General features: G+C 52.6%; 25 protein-coding genes and 1 pseudogene. 15 read left to right on the plus strand and 11 right to left on the minus strand.

Annotated features, from left to right (window positions below; all coding sequences use genetic code 11):
• Position 1: 1 nt before the first annotated feature.
• From sapD to puuA, 8 genes are all read right to left on the minus strand, one after another.
• On the minus strand, positions 2 to 994 hold the full coding sequence (gene sapD, locus FC814_RS10080; protein WP_001128858.1) for a peptide ABC transporter ATP-binding protein SapD: 993 nt from the start codon (positions 992 to 994) through the stop codon (positions 2 to 4).
• Positions 994 to 1884: a peptide ABC transporter permease SapC gene (sapC, locus tag FC814_RS10085; protein WP_001146145.1), complete on the minus strand. Its 891-nt coding sequence runs from the start codon at positions 1882 to 1884 to the stop codon at positions 994 to 996. Before sapC ends, sapD begins: the two co-directional genes overlap by 1 nt.
• Positions 1871 to 2836, minus strand: coding sequence for a putrescine export ABC transporter permease SapB (gene sapB, locus FC814_RS10090; protein WP_000583301.1), 966 nt, complete (start codon positions 2834 to 2836; stop codon positions 1871 to 1873). The genes sapC and sapB overlap by 14 nt, the downstream gene beginning before the upstream one ends.
• Positions 2833 to 4473, minus strand: a complete 1641-nt coding sequence (gene sapA, locus FC814_RS10095; RefSeq protein WP_001250190.1) for an ABC transporter substrate-binding protein SapA — start codon at positions 4471 to 4473, stop codon at positions 2833 to 2835. Before sapA ends, sapB begins: the two co-directional genes overlap by 4 nt.
• A 239-nt stretch (positions 4474 to 4712) precedes the next feature.
• On the minus strand, positions 4713 to 4958 hold the full coding sequence (locus tag FC814_RS10100; RefSeq protein ID WP_001015108.1) for a YmjA family protein: 246 nt from the start codon (positions 4956 to 4958) through the stop codon (positions 4713 to 4715).
• Between the two features lie 133 nt (positions 4959 to 5091).
• Positions 5092 to 6477, minus strand: a complete 1386-nt coding sequence (gene puuP / locus FC814_RS10105) for a putrescine/proton symporter PuuP (RefSeq protein ID WP_000996858.1) — start codon at positions 6475 to 6477, stop codon at positions 5092 to 5094.
• Positions 6467 to 6631, minus strand: coding sequence for a protein YmjE (locus FC814_RS10110; protein WP_120795382.1), 165 nt, complete (start codon positions 6629 to 6631; stop codon positions 6467 to 6469). Before FC814_RS10110 ends, puuP begins: the two co-directional genes overlap by 11 nt.
• A gap of 148 nt (positions 6632 to 6779) precedes the next feature.
• On the minus strand, positions 6780 to 8198 hold the full coding sequence (gene puuA / locus FC814_RS10115; protein WP_137325885.1) for a glutamate-putrescine ligase: 1419 nt from the start codon (positions 8196 to 8198) through the stop codon (positions 6780 to 6782).
• Between the two features lie 212 nt (positions 8199 to 8410).
• Here puuA and puuD point away from each other — a divergent pair, with 212 nt between their 5' ends.
• From puuD to puuE, 5 genes are all read left to right on the plus strand, one after another.
• A complete protein-coding gene (puuD, locus tag FC814_RS10120) occupies positions 8411 to 9175 on the plus strand; it encodes a gamma-glutamyl-gamma-aminobutyrate hydrolase (protein WP_032225085.1) in 765 nt (254 codons plus the stop codon).
• A gap of 26 nt (positions 9176 to 9201) precedes the next feature.
• Positions 9202 to 9759, plus strand: coding sequence for an HTH-type transcriptional regulator PuuR (gene puuR / locus FC814_RS10125; RefSeq protein WP_001278727.1), 558 nt, complete (start codon positions 9202 to 9204; stop codon positions 9757 to 9759).
• A 149-nt stretch (positions 9760 to 9908) separates the two neighbouring features.
• A complete protein-coding gene (puuC, locus tag FC814_RS10130; RefSeq protein WP_137325886.1) occupies positions 9909 to 11396 on the plus strand; it encodes an aldehyde dehydrogenase PuuC in 1488 nt (495 codons plus the stop codon).
• Between the two features lies 1 nt (position 11397).
• On the plus strand, positions 11398 to 12678 hold the full coding sequence (puuB, locus tag FC814_RS10135) for a gamma-glutamylputrescine oxidase (RefSeq protein WP_105290183.1): 1281 nt from the start codon (positions 11398 to 11400) through the stop codon (positions 12676 to 12678).
• Between the two features lie 37 nt (positions 12679 to 12715).
• Positions 12716 to 13981, plus strand: a complete 1266-nt coding sequence (gene puuE / locus FC814_RS10140; protein WP_000069262.1) for a 4-aminobutyrate transaminase — start codon at positions 12716 to 12718, stop codon at positions 13979 to 13981.
• 131 nt (positions 13982 to 14112) lie between these two features.
• On the opposite strand, the gene pspF is transcribed toward puuE, so the two are convergent.
• The gene (pspF, locus tag FC814_RS10145; protein ID WP_137325887.1) at positions 14113 to 15090 is read right to left on the minus strand and encodes a phage shock protein operon transcriptional activator; all 978 of its coding nucleotides are present in this window, start codon (positions 15088 to 15090) and stop codon (positions 14113 to 14115) included.
• A 166-nt stretch (positions 15091 to 15256) separates the two neighbouring features.
• Between pspF and pspA the strand changes: the two genes are divergently transcribed.
• The 8 genes from pspA (at position 15257) to tyrR (ending at position 21444) form a co-directional block, all read left to right on the plus strand.
• A complete protein-coding gene (gene pspA, locus FC814_RS10150; RefSeq protein WP_000511032.1) occupies positions 15257 to 15925 on the plus strand; it encodes a phage shock protein PspA in 669 nt (222 codons plus the stop codon).
• A gap of 53 nt (positions 15926 to 15978) precedes the next feature.
• The gene (pspB, locus tag FC814_RS10155; RefSeq protein ID WP_085460748.1) at positions 15979 to 16203 is read left to right on the plus strand and encodes an envelope stress response membrane protein PspB; all 225 of its coding nucleotides are present in this window, start codon (positions 15979 to 15981) and stop codon (positions 16201 to 16203) included.
• Positions 16203 to 16562, plus strand: a complete 360-nt coding sequence (gene pspC, locus FC814_RS10160; protein WP_000907390.1) for an envelope stress response membrane protein PspC — start codon at positions 16203 to 16205, stop codon at positions 16560 to 16562. Before pspB ends, pspC begins: the two co-directional genes overlap by 1 nt.
• Positions 16563 to 16570: 8 nt before the next feature.
• Positions 16571 to 16792: a phage shock protein PspD gene (gene pspD, locus FC814_RS10165; protein WP_137325888.1), complete on the plus strand. Its 222-nt coding sequence runs from the start codon at positions 16571 to 16573 to the stop codon at positions 16790 to 16792.
• A gap of 74 nt (positions 16793 to 16866) precedes the next feature.
• Positions 16867 to 17181 carry a thiosulfate sulfurtransferase PspE gene (pspE, locus tag FC814_RS10170; RefSeq protein ID WP_000473117.1) on the plus strand — a complete coding sequence of 105 codons (315 nt, stop codon included), beginning with the start codon at positions 16867 to 16869 and terminating at the stop codon, positions 17179 to 17181.
• Positions 17182 to 17299: 118 nt separating this feature from the next.
• Positions 17300 to 18697, plus strand: a complete 1398-nt coding sequence (locus FC814_RS10175) for a YcjX family protein (protein WP_000825801.1) — start codon at positions 17300 to 17302, stop codon at positions 18695 to 18697.
• The gene (locus tag FC814_RS10180; RefSeq protein WP_000138698.1) at positions 18694 to 19752 is read left to right on the plus strand and encodes a YcjF family protein; all 1059 of its coding nucleotides are present in this window, start codon (positions 18694 to 18696) and stop codon (positions 19750 to 19752) included. Before FC814_RS10175 ends, FC814_RS10180 begins: the two co-directional genes overlap by 4 nt.
• Positions 19753 to 19902: 150 nt before the next feature.
• On the plus strand, positions 19903 to 21444 hold the full coding sequence (tyrR, locus tag FC814_RS10185; RefSeq protein ID WP_010344747.1) for a transcriptional regulator TyrR: 1542 nt from the start codon (positions 19903 to 19905) through the stop codon (positions 21442 to 21444).
• A 44-nt stretch (positions 21445 to 21488) separates the two neighbouring features.
• Here tyrR and tpx read toward each other — a convergent pair whose 3' ends face one another.
• The gene (gene tpx / locus FC814_RS10190; protein WP_000078460.1) at positions 21489 to 21995 is read right to left on the minus strand and encodes a thiol peroxidase; all 507 of its coding nucleotides are present in this window, start codon (positions 21993 to 21995) and stop codon (positions 21489 to 21491) included.
• Between the two features lie 118 nt (positions 21996 to 22113).
• Between tpx and ycjG the strand changes: the two genes are divergently transcribed.
• A complete protein-coding gene (gene ycjG / locus FC814_RS10195) occupies positions 22114 to 23079 on the plus strand; it encodes an L-Ala-D/L-Glu epimerase (protein ID WP_137325889.1) in 966 nt (321 codons plus the stop codon).
• Here the strand turns inward: ycjG and mpaA are convergent.
• Positions 23054 to 23782, minus strand: coding sequence for a murein tripeptide amidase MpaA (gene mpaA / locus FC814_RS10200; protein ID WP_010344731.1), 729 nt, complete (start codon positions 23780 to 23782; stop codon positions 23054 to 23056). The two genes, ycjG and mpaA, sit on opposite strands and share 26 nt — an antisense overlap.
• A 182-nt stretch (positions 23783 to 23964) precedes the next feature.
• Between mpaA and mppA the strand changes: the two are divergent.
• Positions 23965 to 24594 (plus strand): annotated as a pseudogene (gene mppA, locus FC814_RS10205) (murein tripeptide ABC transporter substrate-binding protein MppA); the annotation flags it as partial.
• Positions 24595 to 24670 lie beyond the last annotated feature (76 nt).

The raw sequence follows: 24670 nt of genomic DNA on the forward strand, positions 1-24670 counted from the left end.
CTCACTCTTTCTCCATATTCAGCGGGAAATGACAGGCATAGAGATGATTTTTCGCGCCCGTCAGGCGCGGCGTCACTATACATTCTCGTTGTGCATATGGGCAACGTGGCCCCAGACGACAACCAATGGGTAATTGTTCCAGAAGCGGGATTGCACCAGGCAGCGTATTGAGGCGACTTTTATGCGGCATCGCGCTGCCGAAATCCGGTATCGCGCGGATCAGCGCCTGGGTGTAAGGATGATGCGGCATTGTCACCAGCTCCTTACTTGGCGCGGTTTCCACTGTCTGACCACAATAAAGCACGTTGATTTTATCCGCCCATTGGCTAAGCATTTGTAAGTCATGGCTGATAAGCAAAATAGTAGTATTGCTGTTTTGGTTGAGACGCGTCAGCAGGCGAAAGATTTGCGCCTGTGTTGTTGGCTCCATTGAGTTTGTAGGTTCGTCAGCTATTAGCAGACGTGGTTGATTCGCCAGCGCGATGGCAATCATCACTTTCTGGCATTCACCTTCGGTCAACTCATATGGAAAGCTGCGCATCGCATCTTTGTGATCTTTAATCCCCACGCGGTGCAGCAGCTCAATGGCGCGGCGTTTGCGCCAGCCAAAACGCTGCCACCAACGGCCTTTATAGGTCCAGGCTGGGATGTTTTGCATTAACTGACGCCCCACTCGTTCAGAAGGGTCGAGACACGATTGTGGTTCCTGAAAAATCATCGACACGTTGTGCCCAACCAGCTTGCGCCGTTCGCGCGCGGAAAGACGCAGCAGATCGATGTCATCAAAACGCATACGGTCAGCGGTAACACGCCAGTTATCTTTATTGACGCCACAAATCGCTTTCGCAATCAAACTTTTGCCGGAGCCGGATTCACCAACAAGGCCCCGGATTTCGCCTTCGGTTAAGGTCATACTCACGCGGTCAACGGCTTTAACCCACTCATCACCGGTTTTAAATTCAATGGTCAGGTTACGAATATCCAGTAACGGCATTATTCCACCCCCGCAATAATTGCACGACGCACACCATCACCAAGGAGGTTAACCAACAACACGCTGATCATAATTGCCGCCCCAGGAAGCATGACGGTCCACGGGGCGACATAAATCAGTTCCAGTGCATCGCCGAGCATCGCTCCCCATTCAGGAGAGGGGAGTTGCGCGCCGAGATCAAGAAAGCCCAGCGCGGCAATATCAAGAATTGCCATTGACAGTGCGCGGGTGATCTCAGTGACCAGTCCAGCGGTGATGTTTGGCAGTACGGCAAACCAGAGAATATTCAGCGTCGTTGCCCCATCCAGGCGAGCAGCGATAACGTACTCTTTTTCCAGTTCATCATGCACCATGCTGTAGACCGAACGCACCATACGCGGCAGCAGCGCCAGCCAGACGGCAAACATCGCGTGCGACAAACTCGGCCCGGCAAATGCCACAACGATAATTGCCAGCAGCAGGGACGGGATCGCCAGTAAGGTATCCAGAATATGATTAAGCACCGCTGACCGTAGACCATGCGTCGCACCGGCGAAGGTGCCGAGCACCAGACCACAGATGGTAGCAGCAAGTGTCACCACAAATGCGCCGCCAACGGTAGGCGCAGCGCCGCTCAATAAACGGCTTAAAACGTCGCGTCCGAGGTCGTCAGTCCCCAGGAAGAAAGAGACTTCGCCATAGCGAGACCATGACGGTGGCAACAATTGATAACCGAGAAATTGCTGGTCAATGCCGTAAGGCGCAAACCAGCCGCCAAAAATACACAGCACAGCCAGCCCCGCGCAGCCGTACAGGCCGACCATTGCAGCGGCATCACCATAGAATTTGCGCCAGGCGGTACGCAGCGTGCCCGGTGGGCGCTTCTCGCTGTATACGCTATCGTAAGGCATACCATTCCTTATGTTTCAGAGGGTTAGCCATAGCACCCAAAATATCAGAAATCACGTTAATAATAATGACCAGAGAGCCACACACCATCACACCGGCGGAAATCGCTGCGTAATCTTGTTGGCGAATGGCGTTAATTAACCAGCGCCCCAAACCAGGCCAGCTAAAGACCATTTCGGTGATCATCGCCAGCGTCAGCATGGTGGAAAATTGCAAGCCCAAACGAGGGATGACGGGGGGTAGCGCGTTATGCAGCACATGGCGACGCAAAATAGTAAAGCGTGACAAACCACGGGTCGCCGCCGCTTTCACATAGTTCTGGTCATACACTTCGATAGTGCTGATACGCATCAATCGGATCACTTCAGTTGTTGGCGCAACCGACAGGGTGATGACCGGCAATACCATATGGCGTATTGCGCTCATGATCATTTCATCCCGCCACGGAGAGTCCGAAAGCCAGGCATCAATCAACGCAAAGCCGGTAACAGGTTTCACTTCATACAGCAAATCGAATCGCCCTGAAACGGGCAGCCAGCCCAGCGTCAGCGAACAAAACAGCGTCAGCAGAAGCGCCAGCCAGAAAACCGGGATTGAAAAGCCCAGCAACGCGATGGCATTGATCAAGTTATCTTGCCACTTATGGCGCGTAATCCCGGCAATCATGCCCACCGGGATGCCGACAATCAACGCAAAGCCGAAAGCGAGGATGCATAGCTCAATCGTTGCCGGAAAAACCTCTTTTAACTGTTCGGCTATCGGCTGTCCGTTAATGCTGGAAACGCCAAAATCCCAGTGAATCAGGCCATTAAACCAGAATACCCAGGCATTCCCCAGTGAAGCGCCTTGTAACGGCGCATGTGGCGTGAAATAGCTCAAACTGAAGCCAACAAAAGTCAGCAGGAACAGGGTCACGATCAATAATAAAACGCGGCGTAAGGTGAAGATAATCATGGTTTTTTCACCTCTTGCTTTTCGCGGTATACACCAGCGAAGGAGGCATTACCAAATGGGCTAAGAACCAGCCCTTTGATATCGTACCGATAGGCCTGCAAGCGTAATGATGAGGCCAGCGGCAGAATGGGTAACTCCTGCGCCAGAATACTTTGCGCTTCGTCATAGGCTTCAATACGCGCCGCCAGTTGCTGCGAAGAGAGCGCCTTACGCAACACGTTGTCGAATTTCGGGTCGCACCAGTGGGCGAGGTTGGTCTGCGAATGAATTGCCGCGCAGCTCAGTAGCGGACGGAAGAAACTGTCCGGGTCGTTACTGTCCGTCGCCCAACCGGATAACGTCAGATCATGGCTCATATCCATCAACCGCGCCTCCTGAAAACGACCTTCTACCGGCACAATCACCACTTTCACGCCGACCTGTGCCATATCCGCCTGAATCAGTTCGGCAGTTTTCAGCGGACTGGGGTTCCACGCCTGCGAACGTGTTGGCACCCACAGTTTCAGCGTTAAGTTTTCCAGCCCCAATGCCTTTAACTGTTCGCGTGATTTCGCCGGATTGTATTCGGTAATTTTAGCCTCGTTGTCATAAGCCCACGAGGCGCGCGGTAAAATAGAGGCCGCCGTTTCAGCCGTACCGTAATAGATAGATTGCATCAGGCGCTGGTTATTAATCGCCAGTGCCAGCGCATGACGGACAGCCGGATTATTTAGCGGCGGTTTGGCGGTGTTAAATGCCAGATAGGCGACGTTCATCCCCGGACGCAGCGTTAAACGCAAACGCGGGTCGTCGCGCAAAATGGATAGCTGGCTGGCAGCAGGCCAGGCCAGAACATCACATTCACCGGTCAATAGTTTCGACAGACGTCCGGTGCCACCAGAGCCTAAATCCACCACCACCTGCGGCATCAACGGTTTGCCTCGCCAGAACTCATCATGACGTTGCAGGCGAATATATTGCCCCGTGCGATTTTCCGACAGTTTATACGGCCCGGTGCCTACGGGTTGGCGGTCGAGTTGTTCCTGACGATCTTCTTTCTCTAATTTCTGCGCATATTCGGCAGACATTACTGACGCATAATGGGTCGCCAGATGCCATAAAAAAGAAGCATCCGGCTGGGCCAGACGGAACTCAACGGTATGATTATCCAGCTTGCGGACGCTTTTCACGTTATCAGCAAATTGCAGGCTGTCGAAATAGGGAAAGTTGCTCCCGTTGACGTTATGCCACGGGTTGTTACGGTCAAAAATTCGCTGGAAGGTAAACACCACATCGTCGGCATTCATTTTGCGAGTAGGCGTAAACCAGTCGGTTTTTTGAAACGGGACATCGCGACGCAGGTGGAAGCGATAGGTCGCGCCGTTGTCGAGCACTTCCCAGCTTTCGGCAAGTTCCGGCATCAGACGATAAGTATAAGGATCGACATCCAGTAGTCGATCATAAAACTGGGCGGCAAGGGTATCGACAATTAACCCACTGCTCGCTTTGGATGGGTTAAAGGTGTTGACCTGTCCGCTGACGCAATAGACAAAACCGCTGTCGCGGATATCAGCGTGCGGGGTGGGTTCAGGCGCGGCGATTGCCTGACCACTCACAAGTCCAGCAATCACCAAAAGAGACGATAATACCTGGCGCATAATATTAAGGGATTTTATGTAAAGAGGCTATCTTACTAATATTTAATGACATTTGCCATTACCGTTTGTGTTCAGGGGTCGCAATGAGGGCAGTATGGTTGGTTGTTGCACATGTGGCGTCGCCATCTGTTCAACATTCGTACCCGTGATTTCTTATAACTATAACTCACAGAACTACTTAGCGAGGTGCCGTTTGACTTGCTCGTAAGAAGCCAGCTCGAACTGGCCTTAATAAAGGATTACTCATTACCCCATTGATTCAAAAACTCTGCGATCTCATCAATGCGTGCGGGATTGATCCCCGCTTCAGCGGCCATGTCATGCTGAGCTTCTTCGCTGATCTCTTCATTATTCATCAAACGGGTGAGCAGTAACTGGAAGTAGTGAGCCAGTGGCGTGCGTTCAGCTTCTGCGACAGGTTCTGCGCATTCGGTCGCGTACTCATCGGCAATATCAAAATATTTTAGTGGGATATCGTGGTTCATTATTTGCCCTGGGGTTAATGCGTTAAGCACAGGGGCGGATGATAGCACTCGTGATCCGGGTCATACATCTTTTTATGGATAATGGCGCTGCGTATTGCCAACAGGCAGGGCAATACGCAGCGCATCCAACACATTACGTCTCGCTCACTGGTGTTCTGTCACCTTCATACAACGGCACTTTGCGATAGCGGCGGATCAGATACCACAAATATGCGCCACCTAACGAGGCCCAAACCAGACCGAGCGTCAGTGAAGTTGACTCCAGGTTAACCCACAACACGCCTACCGTCAGCGCGCCAACCAGCGGCATCAGCAAATAGTGAAAGTGATCCTTCCAGCTTTTATTCATTCCTTTACGCCGCCAGAAATGATTAAACACCGACAAATTGACGAAGGTAAATGCCACCAACGCGCCGAAGTTAATCAATGCTGTAGCGGTGACTAAATCAAAGAACAGCGCCGACAACGCGACAATCCCGACCATAATGACGTTCAGCGCCGGGGTGCGCCATTTCGGGTGCACATAGCCAAACACGCGCTCTGGAAACACATTGTCACGCCCCATCACATACAGCAGACGCGACACGCTGGCATGTGAAGCCAGGCCAGACGCTAATGTGTTCACAAACGTGGTGCAGAGGAAAATCGACTGGAACAGCTTGCCGCCGACGTACAGTGCAATCTCCGGCAGCGCGGCATCCGGGTCTTTAAAGCGGCTGATATCCGGGAAGAACAGTTGCATAAAGAACGACGCGGCAATAAATATAACGCCACCGTAAACCGCCGTCAGGAAGATGGCTTTCGGGATCACGCGCGCGGCGTCCGGCGTCTCTTCTGAAAGCGTGGTCACCGCATCAAAACCAAGAAACGAGAAGCACACGATCGTCGCCCCGGTAATAATCGGAATCAGATGCGCGTTCTCACTGATAAACGGCTGTAGCGACCAGACGGTGCCGACACCTTCCCCTTTATGTAGCCCCTGAACCACCAGGAAGATGAACACCACCATGATGGAGATCTGCACCAGTACAAACAGGGTATTGAAGTTAGCGACCAGGTTAACGCTCTTCAGATTCGCGGCGGTTAAAATGGCGACGAAGGTCACGACCCACACCCACGGCGGCACTTCCGGGAAGAGGGCGGAGAGATAGATTTTCGCCAACAAAACGTTGATCATCGGCAAAAAGAGATAATCCAGCAGCGATGACCAGCCGACCATAAAGCCGACGTGCGGGTTAATCGACTTTTGCGCGTAGGTATAGGCCGAACCGGCCTCCGGAAACTGGCGAACCAGTTTGCCGTAGCTGATAGCGGTAAACAGCACACCCGCCAGCGCCAGCAAATAGGACGCCGGAACGTGACCGTCGCTAATGCCAGATACAATACCAAAAGTATCAAATACGGTCATCGGCGTGAGATAGGCCAGACCCATCATCACCACCTGCCACAATTTCAGTGATTTTCGCAGACGGGTTTTGCCGGGTTGCGCAGCAATATTCAGTGGTGAATTAATAGCCATAATTGCTGCCTCCCCTGCGTAATAAGGTTTGCGGTCGTGTCGACCTGAAATCAAACCTGTTTAGCAAGGGAAGCAAAGGGGGCGGAGTCCAGTCAGTCGCAGGAGGGGCGCATACGCAGCCTCCCTCGCCATGCGGGGATTTAATCATCGGCATCATCTCATTTCCTCGTCACAGTCTTAATCGTTAACGGAAGCCCGTTGCCGCCTGCGCTCCATAACGCGACATCCGGGAAATGTCTGGATTACCAGCAAATGTCAGGCCTGGCTCCGCTCAGGCCGATGAAACAACCCCGCAAGGGGTATTACGCGTTTTTCAACATCCACTCAATTTCTGTTTCTGTGATAAGGCGCTCAAACTGCAACAGCTCATCATTTTTACAGGCGTGATACACATGACAGAAACGTTCGCCTAAATAGTGGCGCAGGTGATCATTCTCGATAAACTCACCCAGGGCATCGCTCTGGCGAATCGGGAAGGGTAAGCCTTCCTGTTCCAGGCCGTTGCCTTCGACTTCTTCCTGTAACGGCAGCTCGTTATCAAGGCCATGCAAAATACCGGCAAAAATCGCTGCCATCACCAGATATGGGTTGGCATCGGCACCCGCCACGCGATATTCCACGCGGTGGTTATGACGGTCGCCGCACGGAATACGCAGGGCGACGGTACGGTTGTTATGGCCCCACGACGCCTGCGTCGGTACATACATACCTGGCTGGAAGCGGCGATACGAGTTCACGTTTGGTGCCAGCAACGCCATTGATGACGGCATCAGGTCAATCATCCCGGCGAGCATCTTTTTCAGTAGCGGCGAATCTTCGCCTTCCGCGTCAGCTAGCACGTTCTCTCCACGATTATTTTGCATACTAATATGGATATGCATCCCGCTGCCCGCGTGTTCTTCATACGGCTTCGCCATAAAAGTGGCGTGCATCTTATGCTTTTCCGCCATCAAGCGCACCAGGCGTTTAAGGGCTAATGCATCATCGCAGGCTTCCAGTACGTTATCGGTATGGTAAAGGTTGATTTCAAACTGGCCTGGCGAAGCCTCGGCGACCGCACCATCTGCCGGAATCAGCTGTAATTGCGCCAGTTCATCAATATCATTGAGCACATCGGCGAAGTGGTTGAGGTTATCGACAGAGTAGACCTGGCTTTGGGTATTGCGGTCATCGGTGCCGGGCGCGCAGGGCGGTTGCAGATACCCTTCGGCGTCGCGCTGGCGATCCAGTAAATAGAACTCCAGCTCTACCGCTACGACCGGGAACAATCCGCGCTGGCGTAGCTGCTGCCACAGGCGGTTGAGTACATTCCTCGGCTCAACGTCAAAGGGAGCGCCATCTTCATCGACCATGGTCAGAAGCATTTGACCAATAAACTCAGGATCGGCGGCAGAAGGGGTTAAAGAACCGAGAATAGGGACACAGGTACGATCTGGCTCGCCCATTTCTTGACCTAGCCCTGCTTCTTCTACCACATTGCCCAGAATATCCATCGCAAACACCGAAGCCGGGAAGTAGCATCCTTTCTCCAGTTTTTTCAGGCTGGAGAAGAGGACGCGTTTTCCACGAAAACAGCCATTCAGATCGGTAAGTAAAACATCAACATATTGCGTATTCGGGTAGCGTTCCAGGTAGCGTTTCACCTCCTGCGTAAAGACGCTACCCCGCCTCTCTTCTGACTGCTGAACAAAGTTTTCTACTTCAACGATATTGGTTTCCATGATTCTTCGCCTTTGGTTTTGTTTTCCACTCGTTATCAGAGCGTAAAATATAATGACCACTCTTCGAATCTGTATGCAAGCTAAATGTTTGTCAAATGTTAAATTGAGTTTGCAAAAAAGAAAACTCACTGCTAGATTGAAAAAATATTGAACAGAAAGGTCATTTAAACCGCAGTAATGGCGATAATTTAGTCCACTTTGTGAGATTGAGCATGGAAAATATAATGAACAATCCTGTTATCGGTGTCGTAATGTGCAGGAACAGGCTTAAGGGTCATGAGACCCAGACTCTGCAAGAAAAGTACCTGAATGCCATCATTCACGCAGGTGGTTTGCCGATTGCGCTTCCCCATGCGCTGGCTGAGCCGTCATTACTTGAAGAACTTTTGCCGAAACTTGATGGCATTTATCTTCCTGGTAGTCCCAGCAATGTGCAGCCGCACCTATATGGTGAAAACGGCGATGAGCCTGACGCCGATCCCGGGCGTGATCTTCTGAGCATGGCGTTAATTAACGCTGCACTCGAAAGGCGCATCCCCATTTTCGCCATCTGCCGGGGTTTACAGGAACTGGTGGTGGCAACCGGAGGTTCGTTGCATCGCAAGCTGTGCGAACAGCCTGAATTTCTGGAACATCGGGAAGATCCCGAACTGCCGGTGGAGCAGCAATATGCGCCGTCGCATGAAGTTCAGGTTGAAGAGGGGGGATTACTGTCTGCGCTGTTACCTGAATGTAGCAACTTTTGGGTAAACTCTCTGCATGGACAAGGGGCGAAGGTTGTTAGCCCACGGTTGCGTGTTGAAGCTCGCTCGCCGGATGGCTTAGTTGAGGCGGTGAGCGTCATCAATCATCCTTTCGCGCTGGGCGTACAGTGGCACCCGGAATGGAACAGTAGCGAGTACGCGCTTTCGCGTATATTGTTCGAGGGCTTTATCACCGCTTGTCAGCACCATATCGCTGAAAAACAGCGACTCTGACCACTACAGTTTAAGGAAATGCAAATATGAGTGATGAGGGACTGGCGCCAGGAAAACGCTTGTCGGAAATCCGCCAGCAGCAGGGGCTTTCACAACGTCGTGCCGCCGAACTCTCCGGGCTGACTCACAGTGCTATCAGTACGATAGAACAGGATAAAGTCAGCCCTGCCATCAGTACGCTGCAAAAGCTGCTGAAGGTGTATGGACTGTCACTCTCGGAATTCTTTTCCGAGCCGGAAAAACCTGATGAGCCGCAGGTCGTCATTAATCAGGACGACTTAATTGAAATGGGCAGTCAGGGTGTGTCAATGAAGCTGGTTCATAACGGTAACCCGAATCGCACGTTGGCGATGATCTTTGAAACGTACCAGCCGGGCACAACCACTGGGGAAAGAATTAAGCATCAGGGTGAGGAAATAGGCACTGTACTGGAAGGTGAAATTGTTCTGACCATTAATGGACAGGATTATCACCTCGTCGCGGGGCAAAGTTATGCTATTAATACCGGCATCCCGCACAGTTTCAGCAATACGTCGGCAGGCATTTGCCGAATTATCAGCGCCCATACACCCACCACGTTTTAATCTTTTAGCTCTGTAAGCCGGGTAAGCGCAATGCGCCCGGCAATCTATAAAGAATGTCGCCAGAAATAAACGGGCATACGGCTCGGGGATCTCTGCGCCCTGACGTTCACAAACTGCATATATCTGATAGACGTGAAACAGGAGTCATAATGAATTTTCATCATCTGGCTTACTGGCAGGATAAAGCGTTAAGTCTCGCCATTGAAACCCGCTTATTTATTAACGGTGAATATACCGCTGCGGCGGAAAACGAAACCTTCGAAACCGTTGATCCGGTCACCCAGGCGCCGCTAGCGAATATTGCGCGCGGTAAAAGCGCCGATATCGACCGCGCAGTGAGCGCGGCACGCAACGTATTTGAACGCGGCGACTGGTCGCTCTCTTCTCCGGCTAAACGCAAAGTGGTACTGAATAAACTCGCCGATTTAATGGAAGCCCACGCGGAAGAACTGGCGCTGCTGGAAACCCTCGACACCGGTAAACCGATTTGTCACAGCCTGCGTGATGATATTCCCGGCGCGGCGCGCGCCATTCGCTGGTACGCCGAAGCGATCGATAAAGTTTACGGCGAAGTGGCGACCACCAGTAGCCATGAGCTGGCGATGATTGTGCGCGAACCGGTCGGCGTAATTGCCGCCATCGTCCCGTGGAACTTCCCGCTGTTGCTGACCTGCTGGAAACTCGGCCCGGCGCTGGCGGCAGGTAACAGCGTTGTCCTGAAGCCGTCTGAAAAATCACCGCTCAGTGCGATTCGCCTTGCGGGGCTGGCGAAAGAAGCAGGTCTGCCGGATGGCGTGCTGAACGTAGTAACTGGTTTTGGTCATGAGGCGGGGCAGGCGCTTTCTCGTCATAACGATATCGATGCCATCGCCTTTACCGGCTCCACGCGTACCGGTAAACAACTGCTGAAAGACGCAGGCGACAGCAACATGAAACGCGTCTGGCTGGAAGCAGGTGGTAAAAGCGCCAACATCGTTTTTGCTGACTGCCCGGATCTGCAAAAAGCGGCGAGCGCGACAGCCGCAGGTATCTTCTACAACCAAGGCCAGGTGTGCATCGCCGGAACCCGTTTATTGCTGGAAGAGAGCATCGCCGATGAGTTTTTAGCCCTGTTAAAACAGCAGGCGCAAAACTGGCAGCCGGGGCATCCACTTGATCCTGCAACCACGATGGGCACCTTAATCGACTGCGCTCATGCCGACTCGGTACACACCTTTATTCGTGAAGGCGAAAGCAAAGGGCAACTGCTGCTGGATGGTCGTAACGCTGAACTGGCTGCGGCCATCGGCCCGACCATCTTTGTCGACGTAGACCCCAATGAGTCCCTGAGTCGCGAAGAGATTTTTGGCCCGGTGCTGGTGGTCACCCGTTTCACATCAGAAGACCAGGCGCTACAGCTTGCCAACGACAGCCAGTACGGGCTCGGTGCGGCGGTATGGACGCGCAATCTCTCCCGCGCGCACCGCATGAGCCGCCGTTTGAAAGCTGGTTCCGTCTTCGTCAACAACTACAACGATGGCGATATGACCGTACCGTTTGGCGGTTATAAGCAGAGCGGCAACGGTCGCGACAAATCCCTGCACGCCCTTGAAAAATTCACTGAACTGAAAACCATCTGGATAAGCCTGGAGGCCTGAAATGACCGAACATACCAGTAGTTACTACGCCGCCAGTGCGAATAAATATGCGCCTTTCGACACGCTGAATGAGTCAATCACGTGTGATGTTTGCGTGGTTGGCGGCGGCTACACCGGGCTTTCCTCTGCACTGCATCTGGCGGAAGCGGGCTTTGACGTGGTGGTACTCGAAGCCTCACGCATCGGCTTTGGCGCCAGCGGGCGTAACGGCGGTCAGCTTGTAAACTCCTACAGCCGCGACATCGACGTAATCGAAAAAAGCTACGGCATGGACACCGCCCGTATGCTCGGCAGCATGATGTTCGAAGGTGGAGAGATCATCCGCGAGCGCATCAAACGTTATCAGATTGACTGCGACTACCGCCCCGGTGGCCTGTTTGTGGCGATGAATGATAAGCAGCTCGCGACTCTTGAAGAGCAGAAAGAGAACTGGGAACGCTATGGTAACAATCAACTCGAACTGCTGGACGCCAGTGCCATTCGCCGTGAAGTTGCCAGCGATCGCTACACCGGTGCGCTGCTGGATCACAGCGGCGGGCATATTCACCCGCTGAACCTCGCTATTGGTGAAGCCGACGCCATTCGTCTGAACGGCGGACGTGTGTATGAGCTTTCTGCGGTGACGCAGATCCAGCACACCACGCCAGCGGTGGTGCGCACAGCTAAAGGCCAGGTGACGGCGAAGTATGTGATTGTCGCCGGGAATGCGTATCTGGGCGATAAAGTGGAGCCGGAACTGGCGAAGCGCAGTATGCCGTGCGGCACGCAGGTGATCACCACCGAGCGGCTTTCCGATGATTTAGCCCGTTCGCTGATCCCGAAAAACTACTGTGTCGAAGACTGTAACTATCTGCTTGATTACTACCGCCTGACTGCCGATAACCGCCTGCTGTACGGTGGTGGCGTGGTGTATGGCGCACGTGACCCGGATGACGTTGAGCGCCTGGTGGTGCCGAAACTGCTGAAAACCTTCCCGCAGTTGCAGGGCGTAAAAATCGACTACCGCTGGACGGGCAACTTCCTGCTGACCCTGTCGCGTATGCCGCAGTTTGGTCGCCTCGATAAAAACATTTACTACATGCAGGGCTACAGCGGCCACGGCGTTACCTGTACCCATCTCGCCGGGCGTTTAATTGCTGAACTGCTGCGCGGCGATGCCGAGCGTTTCGACGCCTTCGCCAATCTGCCGCATTACCCGTTCCCCGGCGGGCGCACGCTGCGCGTGCCGTTTACCGCGATGGGCGCGGCTTATTACAGCCTGCGCGATCGTCTGGGCGTTTAATTTCCGATTAACCGTGAAGAGTCAAAAGGTGTGAAACATGAGCAACAATGAATTCCATCAGCGTCGTCTTTCTGCCACCCCGCGCGGGGTCGGCGTAATGTGTAACTTCTTCGCCCAGTCGGCTGAAAACGCCACGCTGAAGGATGTTGAAGGCAACGAGTACATCGATTTTGCCGCAGGCATTGCGGTGCTGAACACCGGACATCGCCATCCTGAACTGGTGGCAGCGGTGGAACAGCAACTGCAACAGTTTACCCACACGGCGTATCAGATTGTGCCATACGAAAGCTATGTCACGCTGGCGGAGAAAATTAACGCCCTTGCCCCGGTCAGTGGTCAGGCTAAGACCGCGTTCTTCACCACCGGTGCGGAAGCGGTTGAGAACGCAGTGAAAATCGCCCGCGCCCATACCGGACGCCCTGGCGTGATTGCGTTCAGCGGCGGCTTCCACGGTCGCACGTATATGACCATGGCATTAACTGGAAAGGTTGCACCGTACAAAATTGGTTTCGGCCCGTTCCCCGGTTCGGTGTATCACGTGCCGTATCCGTCAGATTTGCATAGCGTTTCGACGCAAGATTCCCTCGACGCCATCGAACGCTTGTTTAAATCAGACATCGAAGCGAAACAGGTCGCGGCCATTATTTTCGAACCGGTACAGGGCGAGGGCGGATTTAACGTGGCGCCAAAAGAGCTGGTTGCCGCCATTCGCCGCCTGTGCGATGAGCACGGCATTGTGATGATTGCTGATGAAGTGCAAAGCGGTTTTGCGCGTACCGGTAAACTGTTTGCCATGGATCATTACGCCGATAAGCCGGACTTAATGACGATGGCGAAAAGCCTCGCGGGCGGGATGCCGCTTTCGGGCGTGGTCGGTAATGCCAACATTATGGACGCGCCCGCGCCGGGCGGGCTTGGCGGCACTTACGCCGGTAACCCGCTGGCAGTTGCCGCCGCGCACGCAGTGCTCAACATTATCGACAAAGAATCCCTTTGCGACCGTGCGAATCAACTCGGTCAGCGCCTGACGCAAACGCTGATTGAGGCCAAAGAAAGCGTTCCGGCCATTGCTGCGGTACGCGGTCTGGGGTCGATGATTGCGGCAGAATTTAACGACCCGCAAACGGGCGAGCCGTCAGCCGCCATTGCGCAGAAAATTCAGCAACGCGCGCTGGCGCAGGGGCTGTTACTGTTGACCTGTGGCGCATACGGCAACGTGATACGTTTCCTGTATCCGCTGACCATCCCGGATGCGCAATTCGATGCGGCAATGAAAATTTTGCAGGATGCGCTGAGAGATTAATACGCATAAGCGGAGCCCAACGCAAAAATGCCTGATGCGCTGCGCTTATCAGGCCTGCAAACGACGTATTGATTATGTAGGCCGAATAAGACGTTCACGCCGCATCCGGCAAGTCGTATTGCTCAACTTCGCTAAATCTGGTGCTTTTTCAACAACGCGCGGAACTGATGATAGGTTAACCCCAGCAATTCAGCCGCGCGCTTCTGGTTATATTTCCCCTGTTGCAAACTGAGTTGCAGTAACTCTTTTTCCTGCTGCAGCTGAAACTCACGTAAATCCAGCGGCAGTGCCGGAAGCGAGGTGGTTTCTGAAACGGCGATAGTGTCTTCAGGTGGACGCCGTTTAAAGGGATCAATAATGATCTCATCAAGCGGATAATCGCTGGTGCCGTGGCGATACACCGAACGTTCCACCACGTTTTTCAATTCACGGATATTTCCTGGCCAGCGATAGTTCAGCAACGTTTCTCTGGCACGCTCCGTAAAACCAGGAAACAGAGGCAGTTTTATTTCCCGACACATCTGGATGGCAAAGTGTTCCGCCATCAGCATAATGTCGCTTTCACGCTCGCGTAGTGGCGGCAGTTGCACTACATCAAAAGCCAGCCGGTCGAGCAGGTCAGCGCGAAAAGTACCTTCATTGACCATCGCCGGGAGATCGGCATTCGTCGCGCATACCAACCGCACATTCACCTGCAATGGCTGGCTGCCGCCAACGCGCTCCAGTTCACCGTACTCAATCACACGCAATAATTTTTCCTGCACCATCATCGGTGCTGTAGCGAGTTCATCAAGAAATAGCGTACCGCCGTCGGCACGTTCAAATCGTCCCGGATGGCGTTTTTGCGCTCCGGTAAACGCACCGGCTTCGTGACCAAACAGTTCGGAATCCAGCAGATTTTCATTTAACGCTGCGCAGTTAAGGGAAATAAACGGCCCTTGCCAGCGGGAGGAGAGATAATGCAAACGGCTGGCGATCAGCTCTTTACCGGTGCCGCGCTCGCCAATAATCAAAACCGGTTTGTCCAGCGGCGCGAGATGCGAAACCTGTTCCAGCACTTCAAGAAAGCTGTTCGCCTCACCGAGTAAGTTATCTTTGTATTCTGCCATGATGAAATTCGCCACTTGTTAGTGTAATTCGCTAATTCATCCTGGCATGTTGCTGTTGATTCTTCAATCAGATCTTTATAAATCAAAAAGATAAAAAATTGGCACGCAAATTGTATTAACAGTTCAGCAGGACAATCCTGAACGAAGAAATCAAGAGGACAACATTATGGGTATTTTTTCTCGCTTTGCCGACATCGTGAACGCCAACATCAACGCCCTGTTAGAGAAAGCGGAAGATCCGCAGAAACTGGTGCGTCTGATGATCCAGGAAATGGAAGATACATTAGTTGAAGTGCGTTCTACCTCGGCGCGTGCACTGGCGGAAAAGAAACAGCTGACTCGCCGTATTGAACAAGCGTCGGCGCGTGAAGTTGAGTGGCAGGAAAAAGCCGAACTGGCGCTGCTGAAAGAGAGAGAAGATCTGGCGCGTGCGGCGTTAATTGAAAAACAGAAACTGACCGATCTGATTAAGAGCCTGGAACACGAAGTGACGCTGGTGGACGATACGCTGGAGCGTATGAAGAAAGAGATTGGTGAGCTGGAAAACAAATTGAGCGAAACACGTGCTCGCCAGCAGGCATTGATGTTGCGTCACCAGGCAGCAAACTCGTCGCGTGATGTGCGTCGTCAACTGGACAGTGGCAAACTGGATGAAGCAATGGCGCGTTTCGAATCTTTCGAGCGTCGTATCGACCAGATGGAAGCGGAAGCAGAAAGCCACAGCTTCGGCAAACAAAAATCGCTGGACGATCAGTTTGCCGAACTGAAAGCCGATGATGCAATCAGTGAGCAACTGGCACAATTAAAAGCCAAAATGAAGCAAGACAATCAATAATAACATCCAGGCGGCGTCCGAACGCGCCGCCGCTCATCGTCTAAGGAGTACTTATGAGCGCGCTATTTCTGGCTATTCCGTTAACCATTTTTGTGCTGTTTGTTTTACCGATCTGGTTATGGCTGCATTACAGCAACCGATCCAGTCGCGGTGAATTGTCGCAAAGCGAACAGCAGCGATTAGTGCAACTGGCTGATGAAGCAAAACGGATGCGCGAACGCATTCAGGCGCTGGAATCCATTCTTGATGCAGAACATCCGAACTGGAGGGATCGCTAATGGCGGGTATTAATCTCAATAAAAAATTATGGCGTATTCCACAGCAGGGCATGGTGCGCGGCGTCTGCGCGGGGATTGCTAATTATTTTGATGTACCGGTAAAACTGGTGCGTATCCTCGTGGTGCTGTCGATTTTCTTCGGCCTGGCGCTATTTACCCTGGTTGCTTACATCATTTTGTCATTTGCTCTTGACCCGATGCCGGACAACATGGCGTATGGTGAACAACAACCTTCCAGCAGCGAATTGCTGGATGAAGTCGATCGTGAACTGGCTGCCAGTGAAACGCGTTTACGCGAGATGGAACGTTATGTCACTTCCGATACCTTCACGCTGCGTAGCCGTTTCCGTCAATTGTGAGGAAAGTTATGAATACTCGCTGGCAACAAGCTGGGCAAAAGGTGAAGGCTGGTTTCAAATTAGCAGGCAAGCTGGTTCTTCTCACCGCTCTGCGCTACGGCCCGGCGGGTGTGGCGGGTTGGGCGATAAAATCTGTTGCTCGCCGACCACTGAAAATGTTGTTGGCTGTGGCGCTGGAACCGCTGTTAAGTCGGGCTGCCAATAAACTGGCGCAGCGTTATAAAAGGTGAGGGGAGTTTCGCAAAAATTGTTAAATCTCAGGCGTATAATGGATGGCAATTTTCATCCATAGAAGGACGCTTACATGTTTAAAAAAGGCTTACTTGCGCTGACGCTGGCGTTTTCACTGCCTGTTTTTGCTGCTGAACACTGGATCGATGTTCGTGTTCCAGAACAGTATCAGCAAGAACACGTTCAGGGAGCCATCAATATTCCCCTGAAGGAAGTGAAAGAGCGCATTGCCACCGCCGTTCCGGATAAAAACGACACCGTGAAAGTGTATTGCAACGCCGGACGCCAGTCCGGGCAGGCAAAAGAGATCCTCAACGAAATGGGATATACCCACGTTGAGAACGCCGGTGGTCTTAAAGACATTGCGATGCCGAAGGTCAAAGGTTAACAAATTACTTATTGAGCGGTGTAAATAACGCCGCTTATTCATTTGATAAATCAAAATTAACCCACATTATTATCTCCAGCATCTCATCCTTTCTACAGCTTTCTGGCACAGGACAGCAATGAAGCGACTCAAAAATGAACTTAACGCGCTGGTGAATCGTGGCGTCGACAGGCACCTGCGACTGGCGGTAACCGGACTTAGCCGTAGTGGCAAAACGGCGTTTATCACCGCGATGGTCAATCAGTTGCTCAATATTCATGCAGGAGCACGCTTGCCGCTGTTAAGCGCGGTGCGTGAAGAGCGCCTGCTGGGTGTGAAGCGTATTCCACAGCGCGATTTTGGCATTCCGCGTTTTACTTACGACGAAGGGTTAGCGCAGCTGTACGGCGACCCTCCCGCCTGGCCGACGCCAACGCGCGGCGTCAGCGAAATCCGCCTGGCATTGCGTTATAAATCGAATGATTCGCTACTGCGTCACTTCAAAGACACCTCCACGCTGTATCTGGAGATTGTGGATTATCCCGGCGAATGGCTGCTCGACCTGCCAATGCTGGCGCAGGACTATTTAAGCTGGTCACGCCAGATGACGGGCTTGCTTAATGGTCAGCGCGGCGAGTGGTCGGCAAAATGGCGGATGATGTGCGAAGGACTTGATCCGTTAGCGCCTGCCGACGAAAACCGTCTTGCAGATATCGCCGCCGCGTGGACCGATTATCTCCACCACTGCAAACAGCAGGGGCTGCACTTTATTCAACCGGGGCGCTTTGTTCTGCCGGGGGATATGGCAGGCGCACCCGCGCTGCAATTCTTCCCGTGGCCGGATGTCGATGCCTGGGGCGAATCGAAACTGGCACAGGCCGATAAGCATACCAACGCCGGAATGCTGCGCGAGCGGTTTAATTATTACTGCGAGAAAGTGGTGAAGGGGTTCTATAAAAACCACTTTTTGCGTTTTGACCGCCAGATTGTGCTGGTGGATTGCCTGCAACCGCTCAACAGTGGACCGCAGGCATTTAATGATATGCGTCTGGCGCTGACGCAGTTGATGCAAAGTTTCCACTACGGGCAACGTACGCTTTTCCGCCGCTTGTTCTCGCCAGTTATCGACAAATTGCTGTTTGCCGCGACGAAAGCGGACCATGTGACCATCGATCAGCACGCCAATATGGTTTCATTACTGCAACAACTGATTCAGGATGCCTGGCAAAATGCGGCGTTTGAAGGGATCAGCATGGATTGTCTGGGGCTGGCCTCCGTACAGGCGACCACCAGCGGCATTATCGACGTCAACGGCGAGAAAATCCCGGCTCTGCGCGGTAATCGACTGAGCGATGGCGCACCGCTCACCGTTTACCCTGGTGAAGTTCCTGCGCGTTTGCCCGGTCAGGCGTTCTGGGATAAGCAAGGCTTCCAGTTTGAAGCGTTTCGCCCGCAGGTGATGGATGTCGATAAACCGCTGCCGCATATTCGCCTTGATGCCGCGCTGGAATTTTTAATAGGAGATAAATTGCGATGACCGAACCGTTAAAACCACGTATTGATTTCGACGGTCCGCTGGAAGTCGATCAGAACCCTAAATTTAAGGCGCAGCAGACCTTTGATGAAAATCAGGCGCAAAATTTTGCCCCGGCAACGCTCGACGATGTGCCGGAAGAAGAGGGGCAAGTCGAAGCGGTAATGGATGCGGCGCTGCGTCCGAAACGCAGTCTGTGGCGTAAAATGGTCATGGGTGGGGTGGCGCTGTTTGGCGCGAGCGTTGTTGGCCAGGGCGTGCAGTGGACGATGAATGCCTGGCAAACTCAGGATTGGGTAGCACTGGGCGGTTGTGCCGCTGGGGCATTGATTATCGGGGCTGGCGTTGGCTCAGTGGTAACAGAGTGGCGACGCTTATGGCGCTTGCGCCAGCGTGCGCACGAACGCGATGAAGCGCGCGATTTGTTGCATAGTCACGGCACTGGCAAAGGGCGCGCATTTTGCGAGAAACTGGCGCAGCAGGCCGGTATTGATCAGTCGCATCCGGCGCTGCAACGCTGGTATGCCTCAATCCATGAAACGCAGAACGATCGTGAAGTCGTCAGTCTGTACGCACATCTGGTTCAGCCAGTGCTGGATGCGCAGGCGCGCAGAGAAATCAGCCGTTCGGCGGCAGAATCTACCCTGATGATTGCCGTAAGCCCGTTGGCACTGGTGGATATGGCGTTTATTGCCTGGCGTAATCTGCGGTTGATTAATCGTATCGCTACGCTCTATGGCATTGAACTGGGTTATTACAGCCGTTTGCGCCTGTTCAAACTGGTATTGCTGAATATCGCTTTTGCCGGTGCTAGCGAGCTGGTGCGTGAAGTGGGGATGGACTGGATGTCACAAGATCTCGCTGCTCGTTTGTCAACGCGTGCTGCCCAGGGGATTGGCGCCGGACTCCTGACCGCGCGACTGGGAATTAAAGCTATGGAACTTTGCCGTCCGCTGCCGTGGATCGACGATGACAAACCTCGCCTGGGGGATTTTCGTCGCCAGCTTATCGGTCAGGTAAAGGAGACGCTGCAAAAGGGCAAAACGACCAGCGAATAATAACGCAATATCGGGTGCTGATCGGATATCTTTACGCCGAAGTGCCCGATTATCCGTCGTTGTGTCAATCTTTGTTGACAGAAATCTTCCTGCCACTCGAATAGTGTCATATCATCATATTAATTGTTCTTTTCTCAGGTGAAGGTTCCCATGCGTCTGGAAGTCTTTTGTGAAGACCGACTCGGTCTGACCCGCGAATTACTCGATCTACTGGTTCTAAGAGGCATCGATTTACGCGGTATTGAGATTGACCCAATCGGGCGGATTTACCTCAATTTTGCCGAACTGGATTTTGACAGTTTCAGCAGCCTGATGGCGGAAATTCGCCGTATTGCAGGTGTTACCGATGTGCGCACTGTGTCATGGATGCCTTCCGAGCGCGAACATCTGGCGTTGAGCGCATTGCTTGAGGCGTTGCCTGAACCCGTGCTTTCGGTCGATATGAAAAGCAAAGTGGATATGGCGAATCCGGCGAGCTGTCAGCTATTTGGTCAAAAACTTGATCGTTTACGCAATCATACCGCTGCGCAATTGATTAACGGATTTAATTTTTTACGCTGGCTGGAGAGTGACCCGCAGGATTCGCATAACGAACATGTGGTGATTAACGGGCAAAATTTCTTGATGGAGATAACGCCGGTTTATTTGCAGGATGAACACGACCAACACGTCCTGACCGGTGCGGTAGTGATGCTGCGCTCGACGATTCGTATGGGGCGTCAGTTGCAAAATGTGGCTGCGCAGGATGTCAGCGCCTTTAGTCAGATTGTCGCCGTTAGCCCGAAAATGAAACACGTTGTCGAGCAGGCTCAGAAACTGGCGATGTTAAGCGCGCCACTGCTGATTACGGGTGACACGGGTACTGGTAAAGATCTCTTTGCCTACGCCTGTCATCAGGCCAGCCCTCGCGCCGGTAAACCTTACCTGGCGCTGAACTGCGCGTCTATACCGGAAGATGCCGTTGAGAGCGAACTGTTTGGACATGCCCCGGAAGGGAAGAAAGGGTTCTTTGAGCAGGCGAACGGCGGTTCAGTGCTGCTGGATGAGATTGGTGAGATGTCGCCGCGAATGCAGGCTAAATTGCTGCGTTTCCTTAATGATGGCACTTTCCGTCGGGTTGGCGAAGATCACGAGGTGCATGTCGATGTGCGGGTGATTTGCGCGACGCAAAAGAATCTGGTTGAGTTGGTGCAAAAAGGCGTATTTCGGGAAGATCTCTATTATCGCCTGAATGTGTTGACGCTGAATCTGCCACCGCTGCGAGACTGTCCGCAGGATATCATGCCGTTAACCGAATTGTTCGTCGCCCGCTTTGCTGACGAGCAGGGAGTACCCCGGCCGAAATTGGCTGCCGATCTGAATACCGTGCTGACACGTTATGGCTGGCCGGGTAACGTGAGGCAGTTGAAAAATGCTGTCTATCGTGCACTCACCCAACTGGACGGCTACGAACTGCGTCCACAAGACATTTTGCTGCCAGATTATGACGCGACAACCGTTGCCGTGGGCGAAGATGCGATGGAAGGTTCGCTGGATGAAATCACCAGTCGATTTGAGCGTTCGGTGTTAACCCAGCTTTATCGCAATTATCCCAGCACGCGCAAACTGGCAAAACGTCTGGGCGTTTCACATACCGCGATTGCCAACAAATTGCGTGAATACGGCCTGAGCCAGAAAAAGAGCGAAGAGTAAACACGTAAAATGCCTGATGGCGCAATACCATCAGGCATAATAAATTACGCTTTCAGTACCGCCAGAGCTGCTTCGTAATCCGGCTCAGTGGTGATTTCATTCACCAGCTGGCTGAAAATCACATTGTCATTTTCATCAATTACGACAACTGCGCGCGCAGCCAGACCTTTCAGTGGGCCTTCAGCGATCTCAACGCCGTAAGCTTGCAGAAATTCGCTATTACGGAAAGTGGAAAGGGTGATGACGTTGTTAAGACCTTCCGCACCGCAGAAACGAGACTGGGCGAACGGCAGATCGGCGGAAATACACAGTACAACGGTGTTGTCGATTTCTGTCGCCAGTTGGTTAAACTTACGTACTGATGCGGCGCAAACACCGGTATCAATACTTGGGAAAATGTTCAGCACTTTGCGTTTACCTGCAAACTGCGTGAGGGTGACGTCAGACAGATCTTTTGCCACGAGAGTAAAAGTCTGCGCTTTGCTACCCACTTGCGGGATGGAATTGGCGACTGTAACCGGGTTGCCCTGGAAATGAACGATTTGTGACATGATTATCTTTCCTGTTTACATATAGTTAACGTCATGCCTAGTTTATGCTAACTGTCAATAACACAGCAATCGCTATTTGCGCTTAATCCGCAGTCCATCGCGGCAACAAGGAGTAAAGATGAGAACCGTAAAGGTATTTGAGGAAGCCTGGCCGTTACATACCCCGTTTGTAATTGCTCGTGGCAGCCGCAGTGAAGCGCGCGTGGTGGTTGTTGAACTGGAAGAAGATGGTGTTAAAGGTGCTGGGGAATGCACTCCCTATCCGCGCTATGGTGAAAGTGACGCTTCAGTAATGGCGCAAATTATGAGTGTTGTGCCGCAACTGGAAAAAGGGCTGACACGTGAAGAACTGCAAAAAATACTGCCAGCGGGCGCGGCGCGTAATGCGCTGGATTGTGCATTGTGGGATCTCAGTGCACGTAAACAGCAGCAGACGCTGGCTGAATTTATCGGTATAACGCTTCCCGACACCATTACTACTGCACAGACGGTTGTCATCGGTACGCCTGATCAAATGGCCAGCAGTGCTGCGGCACTATGGCAAGCAGGGGCGAAATTGCTGAAAGTGAAACTGGATAACCATCTTATTAGCGAGCGGATGGTGGCAATTCGCTCGGCTGTACCCGATGCGACGTTGATTGTTGATGCGAATGAATCCTGGCGCGCAGAAGGATTGGCAGCGCGATGTCAGTTGCTGGCTGACTTAGGCATCGCGATGCTGGAACAACCGCTTCCCGCACAGGACGATGCGGCGCTGGAGAATTTTATTCATCCGTTACCCATTTGTGCTGATGAAAGTTGTCATACCCGTAGCAATCTGAAGGCGCTGAAAGGGCGCTATGAGATGATTAATATCAAACTCGATAAAGCGGGGGGGCTGACCGAAGCCCTGGCATTGGCGACCGAAGCGCGTGCACAAGGTTTTAGTCTGATGCTGGGCTGCATGTTGTGTACCTCTCGTGCTATTAGCGCCGCTTTACCGCTGGTGCCGCAGGTCAGTTTTGCCGATCTTGATGGACCGACCTGGCTGGCGGTGGATGTGGAGCCGGCGCTACAGTTTACGACCGGCGAATTGCATCTTTAGGATGCCAGCGCAGTAAATTCGCCATTGCAAAGAGATACTTTTCACTGGCTTCATCGGAGGAGATGGGCGGAAACTCGGCGGTAATACAGTGCAGGTTCAGATCCGCACACCAACTGCCGAAGGAGCCGGGGGTTTCGTATCCGACGCTAGTCACCAGCGGCAATTCAAATGCCTGAGCCAGCCACTCACCTAATTCACTGTGTCGGGGATCTTCAATACAAGCCAGCGGATCGTGAAAAGAGACAATCCAGGCGGGGTGGATACGATGAATGAGCTGGCACAAAGCCTGAGTTTCAGGTTCGGAGCCGGGTTTATCGCCGGTCAGCAAGACCACGTCGCGCTCTTCGGCGGCACTGTTCCAGCGGTACACCGTTTCACCTTCCTTCCAGTTCGCCGCCGGAAAGTTTCTGTTTAGATCCACACCATTGGCATTAGCCCGCAGACCAAGCTGGCAACCGTCAGGATTCACACACAGCACGACATGATGGCGGCGCAGAGACGGTGTTAACGTGCGTAATGCGCAGGAGAGGGTGACGACGGAAGAATTTTCGTCGCCGTGGGTGCCAGCCAGGATTAAACCACTTTCGCTGCTGGCGGCAGAAGCCGGAAACCAGATCAACGGCGCACCTAATAATGAACGTCCGTAATGTTCGGTTCCTGGCGGAAAAGCGCCCCGTTCGGCGCGCGGGCGGGTCACGGTCATAATCGTCTCGAATATAAGAAGTATTACAGGCAGTGTTGTGCAAATTTTGCGGATTATCAAATCCTTTTCGACAACGATATGTTATCGATCCTTTATCACTTTTTTGCCGGAAGTTATTTGCATTTCTTCAAGGAGAAACAAATAATTACGCATCATTATTAACGCAGGTTTGAGGGTAACTTATGAAGCACTCTGTTTCAGTCGCGTGTTGTGCGCTGTTGGTCAGCAGCATTTCCCTGTCGTATGCTGCAGAAGTTCCGAGCGGCACAGTACTGGCAGAGAAGCAGGAGCTGGTGCGCCACATTAAAGATGAGCCTGCGTCGTTAGATCCCGCCAAAGCAGTGGGCCTGCCGGAGATTCAGGTCATTCGCGATTTGTTTGAAGGTCTGGTGAATCAAAACGAGAAAGGGGAGATAGTGCCTGGTGTCGCCACGCAGTGGAAAAGTAATGACAATCGTATCTGGACTTTTACCCTGCGCGATAACGCAAAATGGGCGGATGGCACACCGGTAACGGCGCAAGATTTTGTCTATAGCTGGCAACGTCTGGTGGATCCCAAAACATTGTCGCCATTTGCATGGTTTGCCGCGCTGGCGGGAATCAACAACGCACAAGCGATTATTGATGGTAAAGCCACGCCTGACCAGCTTGGCGTCACCGCAGTTGATGCCCATACTTTGAAAATTCAGCTTGATAAACCATTGCCGTGGTTTGTGAATTTAACCGCTAACTTTGCCTTCTTCCCGGTGCAAAAAGCCAACGTAGAAAGTAGTAAAGAGTGGACGAAACCCGGAAATCTGATCGGCAATGGGGTGATGCTGCCAACTTACTGATTTAGTGTATGATGGTGTTTTTGAGGTGCTCCAGTGGCTTCTGTTTCTATCAGCT

It is taken from the genome of Escherichia sp. MR, from assembly GCF_005280595.1.
In the GTDB taxonomy this organism is placed as follows: Bacteria; Pseudomonadota; Gammaproteobacteria; order Enterobacterales; family Enterobacteriaceae; genus Escherichia; species Escherichia ruysiae.